Origin of the sequence: Nocardioides anomalus, from assembly GCF_011046535.1 — a bacterium.
Taxonomy (GTDB): Bacteria; Actinomycetota; Actinomycetes; order Propionibacteriales; family Nocardioidaceae; genus Nocardioides; species Nocardioides anomalus.
This window is the reverse complement of sequence record NZ_CP049257.1, coordinates 2,232,301-2,244,712: the sequence shown is the minus strand read 5'-3', so window position 1 is coordinate 2,244,712 and position 12,412 is coordinate 2,232,301. Positions and strand designations below refer to the sequence as shown.

Below are 12,412 nucleotides of genomic sequence, written 5' to 3'. Positions count from 1 at the left end.
AGGTCCAGCGCAGACGCCGCGCCGGTGGGTCCGGGGTCAGTTCGCGGGCGACACGCTGGACATGTTGAAGTCCGGCACGCGCAGCGCGGGCGTCGCCGTGCGCGAGAAGTAGTCGTCGCCCCACTCGCGGCTGAAGCTCGGCACCGTGGCCGAGGCGTGGCTGAAGCGGCGGAGCAGGTCGACGGGACTCTCGTTCCAGCGGAAGTTGTTGACCGCGCCGGTGATCTCCCCGCCCTCGACCAGGTAGACGCCGTCGCGGGTCAGCCCGGTCAGCAGCAGGGTCTGGGGGTCGACGGTGCGGATGTACCACAGGCAGGTCAGCAGCAGCCCGCGCTCGGTGCCCGCGACCAGGTCCTCGACCGAGCCGGCGCCGCCGTCGACCTCGAGGACCAGGTTGTCCACGCTCGGCGTGACGGGCTGGCCGGTGAGCGCGGCGGTGTGCCGGCTCTGGCGCAGCGCGGCCAGCTCGCCGCCGCGGATCCACTCGACCGGTCCGAGCTCGAGGCCGTTGTCGAAGACCGAGCTGTCCTGCGACGAGGCGGCGACGACCTCGAAGGGCGCGCACTCCAGGCCGGGGTAGGCCGGATCCGAGCGCAGCGTGACCTCGGGGCGGGCGATGCTCTCGCCGATCCGGGTCCCGGTCGGGCGCCGGGAGTAGACCGACTGGCCGTCCCAGGCGTCGCGGGCGCCGGCCTCCCAGTAGGCGTAGATGGCCAGGTCGGCCACCGCCGTCGGCGGCAGGATGGTGTCGTAGCGCCCGGCGTCGAGGTCGACCCGGCGCTGGCCCCACGCCAGCCGCTGGGCCAGCTCGGCCTCGAAGGCCAGCGGGTCGACGTCGCTGAAGTCGCGGGTCGCAGTCCCGACCCAGGCGCTGGTGCGGAGGTCGGCGGTCTTGCCCGTGCACGCGAAGTGGCCGGTCGGCTGGACGTGGCGCAGCCGCAGCCCCGTGGTCGAGCCGAGGTAGGTCGTGGTGACGCGGTGGTCGACGAAGCCGTAGAGCACCCGGCCGCCGTCGCCGGCGCGCCCGAAGGCCTCCCCGAGCGCGGGCGCGACCCGGTCGTAGACCCCGATGCCGGTCTCGGCGGGGGCGTCGGACCAGTCCGGTGAGGTGCGGTCGCGCACCAGCGGGTTCGCGTCGTCGGCCGGGCTCGCGGCCCGGGCGGCGGCGTCGGCGGCCCGGACCAGCGCGTCGACGTCGGCCTGGGTGGTCGCGCTGCCGCTGACCGAGCCGGTGCAGACGCCGCCGGCCTGCTCGACGTACGACACCACGCTGACGTGCACGCCGTGCATGACGCCGTTGGTGGTGAGCGTGTTGTTGGCCCAGCGCAGGTTGGCGCTGGTGCTGTCGCGCACGACGACCACGCAGTCGTCGCCCATCGACGCGGCCAGCGCGTGCTCGACCAGCGACTGCGGGTCCACGCCGTGCCCGGTGCTCGCGCTCATCGGCCGGACTCCTGGGTGGTGTTGAGGATGCGGATGTCGCGGAACAGCGACGTGGGACAGCCGTGACTGACCGGCGCGACCTGGCCGGGCTGGGCCTTGCCGCAGTTGGACGCCCCGCCGAGCTCCCAGGTCTGCGGGCCGCCGACGGCCTCCATCGCGCCCCAGAAGTCGGTGGTCGTGGCCTGGTAGGCCGCGTCGCGGACCTGGCCGACCAGCTCGCCGTTGCGGATCCGGTAGAAGCGCTGGCCGGTGAACTGGAAGTTGAACCGCTGCATGTCGATCGACCACGACTTGTCGCCGAGGATGAACAGCCCGTGCTCGACGCGTGAGATGAGCTCCTCGGTGCTCGGGCCGTCCGGCGCCGGCTGCAGGGAGACGTTGGCCATCCGCTGGATGGGGATGTGGCCGGGGGAGTCGGCGTACGCGCAGCCGTTGGAGCGGCCACCGTTGAGCTCGGGCTTGAGGTGGCCCATCGGCCGGTCGAGCTGGTAGCCGACCAGGACCCCGTCCTTGACGATGTCCCAGGACTGGGTCTGCACGCCCTCGTCGTCGTAGCCGATCGTGGCCAGGCCGTGCTCGACGGTGCGGTCGCCGGTCACGTTCATGACGCCGGAGCCGTACTGCAGCGTGCCGAGCTGGTCGTAGGTCGCGAACGACGTGCCCGCGTAGTTGGCCTCGTAGCCCAGCGCCCGGTCCAGCTCGGTGGCGTGGCCGATCGACTCGTGGATGGTCAGCCACAGGTTGGAGGGGTGGATGACCAGGTCGTAGCGGCCCGGCTCGACGCTGGGCGCCTTGAGCTTCTCGGCCAGCAGCTCGGGGATCTCCTCGAGCTCGGCGTCCCAGTCGTGGAGGCTCTGCTGGGTGAGGTACTCCCACCCGCGGCCCACCGGGTAGTTGAGCGTCCGCATGGAGTCGAAGGTGTCGGCGCCCGCGCCGTAGGCCTCGACCTCCGGATCGACGCGCACACGCTGCTGGGTGGTGACGGTGCCGGCGGAGTCGGCGTAGTACTTGGTCTCCAGCACCTGCCCGACGCTGGCCGTGGCGTGGTCGACCGCCGCGCCCCGGCGCAGCCGCTCGGTCCAGTCGACCAGCAGCGCGGCCTTGTCGGCCACGCTCACGGCGAACGGGTCGACGTCGTAGGACGAGACCCAGGTGACGTCGGCGTACACCGGCTCCGGGGCGATCTCCACCGGTGTGGCGGTCATCTCGGCGGCGACCTCGGCCACCGCCACCGCGCTCTCCGCCACCCGCCGGGCCTCGTCGGTGGTCAGCACGACACCGCTGGCGAAGCCCCATGCGCCGCGGTGGATCACGCGGACCGCGAAGCCGACGTCGTCGGCGTCCATCGCGGTCTGCAGCACCGCGTCGCGCACGACGAGCCGCTGGTGCTTGATCCGCTCGAAGCGGAAGTCGGCGTGGCTGACGCCCAGCTCCTGGGCTCGGCCCAGGGCGGCCGCGCCGAGCTCGCGGTAGGGCAGGGCGGTGAAGCTCGGATCGATCTCCGGCACGTGTCGAACCTAACCCGGGGCGCTCCCTACGGCGCGCCCGGCTCGGGGGAGTCCCCGATCGGGTGGGCGTCCAGGAACTGCTGGAGGGCGCCGCCGGAGGGCGCGGTGCAGTACTCGAACACGCCCTGCTGCTCCGCCGACCAGTGCGTGAGGGCGACGTGGGTGCCGGCCGGGAAGGTCCCGCTCTCGGCCTCGTCCGCGCTCGTCCACGGAGCGACGATCACCTCGTCCGCGGGCTCGAAGGCCTCGGCGATCTGCCGAGCGGCGCGCTGGTCGGTGGTGTCGTCGTACCAGAGCAGCGTGTAGCCGTGCTCCAGGTCGTGCACCAGCGCCTCGAGCTCGGGGCGGTCGGCGGCGGTGCAGAACGTGCGGCCGAGCGGGCGCGGTGCCGGGCTCGCTCCAGTGCGGGCCGTACGCCGGCGGCGCGGTCGGGTAGGTGAGCTGGGTGCTGCGCGGGACGTGGACGGCGTTGCCCTCGGCCGGGCGGGTCTCCTCGGGTCGGCAGGCCGATGCCGGGGCGCCGAGGCCGGCGAGGTCGGGGTCGGGCGCGAGCGCCTCGCGGACCGGGCCGTAGGCGGCGAGGCCGACGAGGAGGAGCGCGACGAGCGCGCAGGCGGTGACGAGCTTGGACATGGCAGGACTCCCTGGGACGGGCGGGTGGACGCGGGTCGCGCGCACCGGCCCCTCCGGCGCTGTGGCTGGGAGGCCTCGGGTCTCAGGGGGTGCGCGCGGCTCCGCCCGGCGGTCCGCGCGGCGGGGTGGGAGCGGCGACGACGAGCGAGGCGCGCAGCGGCACCGGGGGCAGGGCCGGACGTCCGGACCGGACGGGACCGGTCGCAGGGGAGACGGGGACGGCGACGCGGAGCCAGGCGAGCAGCTGGCGGCCGAGGTCGACCAGCGCGCGGTCGAGCCCGAGCGCGAGCGCGAGCGAGGCGGCCGCCACGGCGAGGCCGCCGGCGAGCTCGACGGCCCGGGCGCCCGGCGTCCGGCAGTCGGCCAGGCTGTCGGCGCAGCCCGTGGTGGTGACGAGCAGCGCGTGCCAGCCGACCTGGGCCGCGACGCGCAACCGCAACCGTTACCGCTGCGAGGCGGGGTGGTCGAGGTGTCGCGGCGGGTCACGGCCACCCCGAGGCCGGCCGAGACGGCCAGCGCGAGCAGCACGAGGAGCACGAGGAGCACGAGGAGCACGTACAGAACCGGGTAGATCTAGGGTGGCGGCCATGTCTGCACCCTCGTGGCTCGGCATCGGCGCCCAGCGCAGCGGGACCACGTGGTTCACCGACCTGCTGACCCAGCACCCGCAGGTGGGGCTGGGCACCAACGGCAAGAAGGAGCAGCACCTGCTGCACAAGGTGGCCGACGGGGTGCTGCCGGCGTCGGACTACCTCGACCTGTTCCCGGCGGACGGCGTGCGGCGAGGGGAGTGGACACCGCAGTACCTCCGCCACGCCTCGGTGCCGGCCGCGGCGGCCCGGCTGGTGCCCGAGGCGCCGGCGCTGGTGCTGCTGCGGGACCCGGTGGAGCGGTTCCGCTCGGCCATGCGGCTCGCGGCCACGCGTGCGGCGGCCGGCAAGCCGTCGCCGTGGCCCTACCCGGTGCCGATCACCATGCAGACCTTCACCGGCTTCTACGCCGACCAGCTGGCCGCGTGGTCGTCCGCGGTGGGCCGGGACCGGCTGGTGGTGATGGTCTACGAGCAGGTGCGGCGGGCGCCGGCGTCGTACGTCGAGGACGTGTGGCGCCGCCTCGGGCTGGAGCCGGTGGCGCTGGCCGGGGTGCACGAGGCGTCGGGGTCGAGCAGCCGGGCGGACTGGGACTGGCCCGAGGGGCTGCGGGAGTCGCTGCGGGTGATGTACGCCCCGCAGCTGGCCCGGCTGGAGTCGGAGTGGGGCCTCGACCTCAGCGACTGGTCGAGCGCCCGGTAGCCGTCCAGACCCACACGGTCAGGTCGAACGGCTCGTCGGGGAAGCGCGTGCGCAGCAGGTCGCGCAGCTCGGCCCGCTGCTGCGGCGTGCGGGTGGCGAGGTAGTCGCCCGCCGAGCCGGCCGGCTCCTCGAACGGCGCCCACCACTCGTCGAAGGACGCCATGGGCACGGTCACCGCCAGCTGGCCGTGCTCGACGTCGACCAGGCCGGCGTCGCCGAACAGCCGCGGCAGGTCGCCCTCGCGCGAGCCCATGGAGAGCCGGTCGCCGTCGCGGGCGCCGAGGTCAAGCTCGTCGACCGCGCTCCAGAACGCGCTGAGCGGGCCGCGGCCGCCGCCGTGGTCCCACACGCAGGCGGCCACCGGACCGCCGGGCCGGGTGACCCGGGCCATCTCGGCGATCCCGCGGCGCGGGTCGGACATGAAGTGCACGACGAGCTGGGCGTAGGACGCAGCGACCGTGTCGGTCTCCCACGGCAGCTCCTCCGCGATGCCCTGGCGCACGTCGGCCTCGGGCAGGCGCCGGCGCGCGGCGGCTACGAAGTCGGGCGTCGGGTCGACGGCCGCGACCCGGTCCGCGCCGTAGCGCTGGACCAGGACGTCGGTCAGCACGCCCGGCCCGCAGCCGACGTCGAGCAGGAGCCCGTCGGCCGGGGTGCGGACCGTGTCGAGGAACGCCGGCGCGAGCGGCTCGGAGAAGCGGCCCATGAAGCGGGCGTAGGAGTCGGCGTTCCCGAAGGCCATGCTCCCGAATCTAGCCCCGACTAGCTGCGGATCGTGACGGTGGAGCCGGTGCGCGCCTTGGCGACGACCAGCTGGGTGGGGATCCGGTCGCGCATCTCCGCCACGTGGCTGACCACGCCGACCACGCGGCCGCCGTCGCGCAGCTCGTCGAGGGTGTCGAGGACGTCGTCGAGGGTGTCGGCGTCCAGCGAGCCGAAGCCCTCGTCGACGAAGAGCGTGTCCAGCTCGGCGCCGCCGGCCTCCTGGGTGATGACGTCGGCCAGGCCGAGCGCGAGCGCGAGGGAGACCACGAAGGTCTCGCCGCCCGACAGCGTGGCCGGGTCGCGGGTCTCCCCGGACCAGTCGTCGCGGACCAGCAGGCTCAGGCCGCCGCGGGTCTCACCGGCCCCCGCTCGGCCGGTGTGCTCGAGGGAGTAGCGGTGGTCGCTCATCCGGGCCAGCCGCTCGTTGGCCGCAGCCACGACCTGGGAGAGTCGGAAGGCCAGGACGTAGGCCGACAGCCGCATCTGCAGCCGGTTGTCGGTCGAGCGGCCCTCGCAGAACGTCGAGAGCTCGTGGGTGAGCCGCCAGTCGTCGTACGTCGGGCGCCAGCGCTCCAGCGCGGTCGTCAGGTGAGCGGTGAGGTCGGCCAGCCGGCGCGAGCGGGTGGACCAGCGCTCGGCGGCCGCGCGGGCGGCGGTGAGGGCGTCGAGCGCGCGGGCGTGGTCGGCGGCCAGCGTGACGAGGTCGGGTGCGTCGGACGTCCTGACCTCGGCCACGTCGGGGGCGTCGAGGACGGCGGCGACCGCGGCGAGGCGGCGCTCGTGGTCGCGGATCCGCGCGGTCGCTCGACCGACGGCCTCGTCGCTCAGGGCGGCCGCCCGGGCCTGGTCGGCGTCGTCGAACCCGGCGTCGGCGAGGGCCTCGGCCAGTGCCTCCGCAGCCTCGGCGTGCGCCTCGGTGGCCGCGGTCAGGGCGTCGAGCGCGCGCCCGGCCTCCTGGGCCCGGCGCTCGGTCTGCTGCAGCTGGTGGACCAGGGTGGCCAGGTCGGGCGCGTCGTGACCGGCCAGCGCGGCCGCCACCTCGGCCGCGGCCTGATCGCGCCGCTCTCGGCGGTGGGCCAGGGCGGTCTCCAGGCGGGCCCGCTCGGTGGCCAGGGCGTCCTCGTCGAGCTCGGCCCCGCTCGCGTCGAGCGCCTCCAGGGCGCGCCTCAACTCGGTCAGCGGGCGGCCGTCGAGGCGCTCGGCCACGGCGGCCTCGCGGGTGCGGAGGTCGCGCAGCTCCTCGGCGCGGAGGTACTCCTCGGCCTTGGCCTCGTCGACGGCCCGGGCGGCGGACCGCTCCGCGGAGGCATCGGGCGCGTCGGGGTGCGGGACGGCCGGGTGCGGGTGGTCGGCCGAGCCGCAGACCGGGCAGCTCGCGCCGACGGCGAGCGCGCCGGCCAGCTCGGCGGCCATGCCCTCGATGCGGGCCTGGCGCAGGTCGAGCAGCGCCTGGCCCAGGTCGAGCGCGGTGGCCTGGGCGCTCAGGTGCGCCTCGCGGGCGCCGGCGATGGCCACGACCAGATCGGCGTGCTGCTCGGCGGTGGCCACGGCTCGCATCAGCGCGCAGGCCTCCAGCAGGGCCGGCAGCCGGGCCAGCCGCTGCTCGTCGACCTCGATGCTGGCGGTGAGGCCGACGACCTCGGCCTCACGGCGCACGACCGCCGCCGCGGCCGCGGCAGCCTGGGCCGCGGTCCGCTCCAGGTCGCGCAGGTGCTCCCGGTCGGCCTCGGGGTCCTGGACCCGCGTGCGGGCGGCGGTTGCGGCCCGCTCGGCCCGGTCGGCCAGCCGGGCCGCGGGGCGCACGGTGGCCGCGCGGGCGGCGACCTCGAGCGCCTCACGCAGGACGTCGACCTCGACGGCCTCGCGGTCGAGCTCGGCCGCACGCCGCCGGGCCTCGGCCACGGCCTGCTGCCGGGCGGCGAGCTGGCGGCCCGCGTCGAGGCCGGTGCGGGCGGCCTCCTCGGTCTGCGCCGCGGACGTGACCTCGGCGGCGGTCTGCTCGGCCCGGCGGGCGGCCTCGTCCTCGAGGGCGGCGGCCCAGGCGGCGACCTCGCCGTCCAGCGCGGGGGTGGTGAGGTCGTGCGGGTCCCAGCCGTCGGGCAGCGGGGCGGCCACCGCCTCGCTGGTCCGGCTGACCAGGTCGGCCAGCGTGCGGTGGGCGGACTCCAGGTCGCGCTTGAGGGCGACCCGACGCTCGCGCAGCCACCGCTCGACCTGCTCGAACCGACCGGTGCGGAACAGCTGGTGCAGCAGCTTGTGCCGCTCCTCCGAGCGCGCGCGCAGGAAGGCCTGGAACCGGCCCTGCGGCAGCATCGCCACCTGGGTGAACTGGCTCTGGGTCATGCCCACCAGCTCGCCGATGAGGTGACCGGCCTCGTCCAGGCGCGTGGCCCGCGGCACCCAGGCGCCGTCGACCCGCTCGGTGACCGTGACCGAGGCCTGCTCGGTGGTGGTGCCGGTGCCGCGCTTCTTGCGGCGCTGCCAGGACGGCGAGCGCACGATGCGGAACCGGCGCCCGGACAGCGTGGCCTCGAGCTGCACCCGCGTCGGCACGTCCGGCTCGGCCAGGTCGGCCCGCAGCCGCTTGGCGCTGGCCCGGTCGCCGGGCACGTCGCCGTACAGCGCGAAGCAGACCGCGTCGAGCACGCTGGTCTTGCCCGCACCGGTCGCGCCGGAGAGCAGGAACAGCCCGGCGTCGCTGAGTCGGTCGAAGTCGACGGTGACGGTGCCGGTGAACGGGCCGAACGCCGTCGCCTCGAGCTGGTGCAGCCTCATCCGCGGCCCACCAGGACGTCGGCCTCGGGGTCCTCGCGGCAGGCGTCGCAGGCGCTCTGGAGCAGCGCGCTCTCGGCCTCGTCGGCCGGGACGCCGCGCAGGTCGGCCACGAAGTCCAGCGCGATCTCGTGGTCGCTGCGCCCACGGGTGCGGGCCAGTGGCACCGCGGCGTCGGCGTCGCGGCCCGGGGCGAAGGTCAGCACCAGCGCGTGCGGGAAGCGCCGCCGCAGCCGCTCCATGGCCTGGCCCGGGCGCCGCTGGTCGGTCAGCGTGGCCTCGACCCACGCGTCCTCGTGCTCGGCGAGCAGCGGGTCGGTGAGCAGCTCGTCGAGCGTGCCGCGCAGGCGGGCGACCGGGCGTGGGACGGGCGCCTCGACGTGCTCGGCCCGCACCGTGGCGTCGGCGGCCAGGTCGACCAGCCACGAGCCCTTGCGCTGGCCGGCCTCGGAGAAGGAGTAGGCCAGCGGTGAGCCGCTGTAGCGGATCCGGTCGGTCAGCGTGTGCGGTCCGTGCAGGTGGCCGAGCGCGACGTAGTCCACGCCGTCGAAGACGCTCGTCGGCACCCGCGACACCCCGCCCACGCTGATGTCGCGCTCGGAGTCGCTCGGCTGGGCGCCGGCCACGAAGGCGTGGGCCAGGACCACGCTGCGCGCGCCGCCCCTCGTCAGCAGGTCGTGCCGCACGCGCCGCATGGCCTCGGCCAGCGCCGCCTCGTGCGACCGCGCGCCCAGCCCCCACGGCTCACGCACCGCGTCGGGGTCGAGGTAGGGCAGCCCGTAGACCGCCACCGGTCCGTGCGCGTCGTCCATCAGAACGGGTCGGCCCACCCCCGCCGCGTCGGTGCGGATGAACACCCCCGCCGCGTCGATCAGCCGCGCGCTGAAGCCCAGCCGCTGCGCCGAGTCGTGGTTGCCGCTGGTCAGCACCACCCGCGCCCGCGAGTGCGCCAGCCGCGCCAGCGCCTCGTCGGCCAGCGCCACCGCGTCCACCTGCGGCAGCGCGCGGTCGTAGACGTCCCCGCTCACCACCACGAGGTCCACCGCCTCGGCCTCGACGACCTCCAGCACGTGGTCGACGTACGCCGCCTGGTGCGTCAGCATCCCCTCACGGTGGAACGACCGGCCCAGGTGCCAGTCGCTGGTGTGGAGGATGCGCATGGCAGGACCGTAGGTCGGACCGCCGACAGCCTGGTGGCTCCCACGCCGGGACCGGCCACTCGGCCGCCTGGGCGACACTGGTCACGTGGACGATGATGCGGACGGCACCCACCGGCTGGTCCCCATGGTCCTGCCGGTCGGCCTGATGGTGACGCTCGGCGCGGCCTGCCTCCTGGTCGCCCTCGGTGTCCGAGGGAACCTGCTCTGGGTGGCGGCCTTCGTCGTGCTCGTCGGCGGCGGGCTCGCGGCGATGGTGCTCCTGGCCCGACCGGTGGCACCCGAGCCGGAGCCCGACGAGGCACGCGAGCCGCACCAGCGGGGCTGAGGTCGCGTGCGTCTGTTCCTCTCGTCCGAGCGCCTCGGCTCCGCGCCGGAGGAGTACGTCGCGCTGTTCGGCCCCGGCCGCCGGGTGGGCCTCGTCGCGGCCGGCGCCTACCTCGACGACCCAGAGCGGCGCCGGGCGCGGATCGACGACGAGCTCGCGGAGCTGGGCTCGCTCGGTCTGGACCCGGTGGAGGTCGACCTGGCCGACCCGGGTGCGCTCGAGGTGCTCGGGGCGTGCGACGGCGTGTGGGTGATGGGCGGCGACGCGGAGGCCCTGCGGGAGGCCCTGGACCGGAGTGGGGCGAGTGACCTGATCCGGGAGCGGCTGACCGCGGACACGCTGGTCTACGGCGGCTACAGCGCGGGCGCGTGCGTCCTCGGGCCCACCTTCCCGGGCCGCGAGCTGCGGCCGGTCGACGGGCTGGGGCTCGTGGCCTTCACGGTGGCGCCCCACACCCGGCCGGACTCCACCGGGTGGGTCGAGTGGTGCACCGCGCACGGCGTGCCGCACCTCGCCCTGGCCGACGGTCAGGCGGTCGTGGTGGACGGCGACACGCAGCGGGGGGTCGGGCCGGACGAGGGCGCGGTGTGGACGGTCGCGGGGGAGCGGTTCCGGGTGCGGCGGGCGCCGGACGGTCAGGTCCACTGCGACTGGCTGAGCGGGCCGGACCCGGGCTACGGCTTCACCATCGGTGCGCCGAGCACGTCGCTGCGCTTCCACCCGGCCTCGGAGCCGGCGCCGCCGGCGCCCACCGAGACGCCGGACTGGGTGGTCGAGCGGCACATCGAGGGCTTCCTCGAGGGCATCGACCCGCAGAACGGCCATCTGGCCGACTGAGCGAGGCAACCGATCCAGGGGACGGCGCATCTTGGTGGACATGGCCCGATCGCCCTCGGACGAGGACTTCACGCAGTTCGTGCACGCGGCGTGGCCGGGGCTCTACCGCACGGCGTACCTCCTCGTCGGTGACGCCGCGCTGGCCGAGGACCTCGTGCAGACCGCACTGGCCAAGACGTACGCCGCGTGGTCGAGCGTGCGCGACGTGCAGGCCGCCCCGGGGTTCGCCCGCACGACCATGGTGAACACCGCGGCGTCCTGGTTCCGGCGGCGGTCGTGGCGCAACGAGCTGCCGACGTCCGTGCTGCCCGAGGGCCGGGTGGAGTCCGACCACGCCCTGCGCCCGACGGTGCTCGACGCCCTGGCCCAGCTCCCGCCGCGGCAACGGGCCGTGGTGGTGCTGCGCTACTACGACGACCACTCCGTGGCCGAGACCGCCCGGGCGCTGTCGGTCACCGAGGGCACGGTCAAGAGCCAGACCGCCAAGGCCCTCGACACCCTGCGCCGCCTGCTCGGCGACGCGATCGTCCCGATGACCTCAGGAGTTGCTGGTGACTGAACGACTCGCGGCCCTGCTCCACGCCGAGGCCGACCACGTGCCCGTGCCGCCCCCGCCCGCGTCCGACGTCCTGGTCGCCGGTCGCGCGGCCCGCCGCCGGCGCACGACGGGCCGGCTCGCGGCCGGCGGCGCGGTGCTGGCCGTCGCCGCGATCGGCGTGGGGGCGGCCACCCTCGGCGGCGACCCGGCGCAGCGACCGGGCCCGCCCGTGGCGTCCGCGCCGCCGGACGACGACGTGGGCGCGGCCTTCGCGCTGGGCGACACCGTGTGGCTGCGGGGCGGGGCGGTCTCGGCCCGGCTGCCGGAGACGGTCCAGGCGCTGTACCCCACCTCGGCCGGCCTCCTGGTCCGCACCAACCGCAACGGCGACTCCGACGGCGGCGCCCCGTTCCACTTCAGCCTCGTGACCGAGGACGGCACGGTGCGCGACCTCGGGCTCACGCTCGGCGAGGTCGTGCCCTCGACCGACCCGGCCGAGCCCTACCTGGCCTTCGCCGACGTGGAGCAGGGCCAGATCGAGGCGGTCGTCGTCGACGTGCGCTCCGGCGAGGAGGCCGCGCGCGTCGACGTGCCCGGCGACTTCACCTGGGGCGGCTGGGAGGCGCCGCCCGTCGCGCTCTCGGGCGACGACGTGTACGTCGGCACCGACGGCCCGACGCAGATCGTCGACTGGCGCACCGGCACCACGACCACCAGCACCGTGCTCACCGAGTCCGGCGCGCCCGCCGTCACCGGCGGCCGCGTGGTCGGTGCCCAGGGCCGGACGCACACCGTGCGCGACGCGCAGACCGGCGAGGTGCTGCTGTCGGTCCAGGGACCGCGGTTCGCGTACCTGACGCTGTCGCCCGACGGCCGCTGGGCCAAGGTGGTCGACCAGGACGCGCCGTCCGGGTTCGACGTCTACTCCGTGGCCGACGGCACGCACGTGTCCTTCCCGGGCCAGGCGTGGGACTCCGGCTGGACGACGGACGGCACGCTCTTCAGCATCACCAAGGGCGGCCTCGAGACCTGCGAGGCCGCGACGGCGCAGTGCACGACGACGCCGCTGCCGGACGGCTTCGCGCCCGGGAAGAACGACCTGGTCCGGGTGCTCGGCGCGACGTACGAGAGCTGACCCG

The 12,412-nt window shown here is 75.5% G+C and carries 12 protein-coding genes; 5 read left to right on the top strand and 7 right to left on the bottom strand.

What is annotated here, in order from left to right:
• Positions 1 to 36: 36 nt before the first annotated feature.
• The 4 genes from G5V58_RS11380 to G5V58_RS11365 all read right to left on the bottom strand — a co-directional run bounded on the left by G5V58_RS11380 (position 37) and on the right by G5V58_RS11365 (position 4,023).
• On the bottom strand, positions 37 to 1,443 hold the full coding sequence (locus G5V58_RS11380; protein ID WP_165232479.1) for a metallopeptidase TldD-related protein: 1,407 nt from the start codon (positions 1,441 to 1,443) through the stop codon (positions 37 to 39).
• Positions 1,440 to 2,951 carry a TldD/PmbA family protein gene (locus tag G5V58_RS11375; RefSeq protein WP_165232476.1) on the bottom strand — a complete coding sequence of 504 codons (1,512 nt, stop codon included), beginning with the start codon at positions 2,949 to 2,951 and terminating at the stop codon, positions 1,440 to 1,442. The genes G5V58_RS11380 and G5V58_RS11375 overlap by 4 nt, the downstream gene beginning before the upstream one ends.
• A 26-nt stretch (positions 2,952 to 2,977) precedes the next feature.
• Positions 2,978 to 3,277: a DUF3105 domain-containing protein gene (locus G5V58_RS11370; protein WP_165232473.1), complete on the bottom strand. Its 300-nt coding sequence runs from the start codon at positions 3,275 to 3,277 to the stop codon at positions 2,978 to 2,980.
• A gap of 389 nt (positions 3,278 to 3,666) precedes the next feature.
• Positions 3,667 to 4,023 carry a hypothetical protein gene (locus G5V58_RS11365; protein WP_165232470.1) on the bottom strand — a complete coding sequence of 119 codons (357 nt, stop codon included), beginning with the start codon at positions 4,021 to 4,023 and terminating at the stop codon, positions 3,667 to 3,669.
• Between the two features lie 148 nt (positions 4,024 to 4,171).
• Here G5V58_RS11365 and G5V58_RS11360 point away from each other — a divergent pair, with 148 nt between their 5' ends.
• The gene (locus tag G5V58_RS11360) at positions 4,172 to 4,876 is read left to right on the top strand and encodes a sulfotransferase family protein (RefSeq protein ID WP_165232467.1); all 705 of its coding nucleotides are present in this window, start codon (positions 4,172 to 4,174) and stop codon (positions 4,874 to 4,876) included.
• Here the strand turns inward: G5V58_RS11360 and G5V58_RS11355 are convergent.
• Genes G5V58_RS11355 through G5V58_RS11345 form a run of 3 tightly spaced genes read right to left on the bottom strand, consistent with a single transcriptional unit; the run spans position 4,851 to position 9,573 of the window.
• Positions 4,851 to 5,618, bottom strand: coding sequence for a class I SAM-dependent methyltransferase (locus G5V58_RS11355; protein WP_165232464.1), 768 nt, complete (start codon positions 5,616 to 5,618; stop codon positions 4,851 to 4,853). The two genes, G5V58_RS11360 and G5V58_RS11355, sit on opposite strands and share 26 nt — an antisense overlap.
• 20 nt (positions 5,619 to 5,638) lie before the next feature.
• A complete protein-coding gene (locus G5V58_RS11350) occupies positions 5,639 to 8,416 on the bottom strand; it encodes an AAA family ATPase (RefSeq protein ID WP_165232462.1) in 2,778 nt (925 codons plus the stop codon).
• Positions 8,413 to 9,573, bottom strand: coding sequence for an exonuclease SbcCD subunit D (locus G5V58_RS11345; RefSeq protein ID WP_165232460.1), 1,161 nt, complete (start codon positions 9,571 to 9,573; stop codon positions 8,413 to 8,415). Before G5V58_RS11345 ends, G5V58_RS11350 begins: the two co-directional genes overlap by 4 nt.
• A gap of 85 nt (positions 9,574 to 9,658) precedes the next feature.
• On the opposite strand from G5V58_RS11345, the gene G5V58_RS11340 reads away from it, so the two are divergent.
• From G5V58_RS11340 to G5V58_RS11325, 4 genes are read left to right on the top strand one after another with little or no spacing between them, the layout of a single operon-like run.
• Positions 9,659 to 9,898: a hypothetical protein gene (locus G5V58_RS11340; RefSeq protein ID WP_165232458.1), complete on the top strand. Its 240-nt coding sequence runs from the start codon at positions 9,659 to 9,661 to the stop codon at positions 9,896 to 9,898.
• 6 nt (positions 9,899 to 9,904) lie between these two features.
• Positions 9,905 to 10,735, top strand: coding sequence for a Type 1 glutamine amidotransferase-like domain-containing protein (locus tag G5V58_RS11335; protein WP_165232456.1), 831 nt, complete (start codon positions 9,905 to 9,907; stop codon positions 10,733 to 10,735).
• 40 nt (positions 10,736 to 10,775) lie between these two features.
• Complete coding sequence (locus tag G5V58_RS11330) at positions 10,776 to 11,294, top strand: SigE family RNA polymerase sigma factor (protein WP_165232454.1); 519 nt, start codon at positions 10,776 to 10,778, stop codon at positions 11,292 to 11,294.
• Positions 11,287 to 12,408 (top strand): hypothetical protein, encoded by a 1,122-nt coding sequence (locus G5V58_RS11325; RefSeq protein ID WP_165232452.1) that lies wholly within the window; start codon positions 11,287 to 11,289, stop codon positions 12,406 to 12,408. Before G5V58_RS11330 ends, G5V58_RS11325 begins: the two co-directional genes overlap by 8 nt.
• The last annotated feature ends 4 nt before the right edge of the window (positions 12,409 to 12,412 follow it).

Bases quoted from the DNA above. Each gene is read 5' to 3' on its own strand.
- G5V58_RS11350 (WP_165232462.1), bottom strand. From the start codon at position 8,416: ATGAGGCTGCACCAGCTCGAGGCGACGGCGTTCGGCCCGTTCACCGGC.
- G5V58_RS11355 (WP_165232464.1), bottom strand. From the start codon at position 5,618: ATGGCCTTCGGGAACGCCGACTCCTACGCCCGCTTCATGGGCCGCTTC.
- G5V58_RS11330 (WP_165232454.1), top strand. From the start codon at position 10,776: ATGGCCCGATCGCCCTCGGACGAGGACTTCACGCAGTTCGTGCACGCG.
- G5V58_RS11360 (WP_165232467.1), top strand. From the start codon at position 4,172: ATGTCTGCACCCTCGTGGCTCGGCATCGGCGCCCAGCGCAGCGGGACC.
- G5V58_RS11380 (WP_165232479.1), bottom strand. From the start codon at position 1,443: ATGAGCGCGAGCACCGGGCACGGCGTGGACCCGCAGTCGCTGGTCGAG.
- G5V58_RS11345 (WP_165232460.1), bottom strand. From the start codon at position 9,573: ATGCGCATCCTCCACACCAGCGACTGGCACCTGGGCCGGTCGTTCCAC.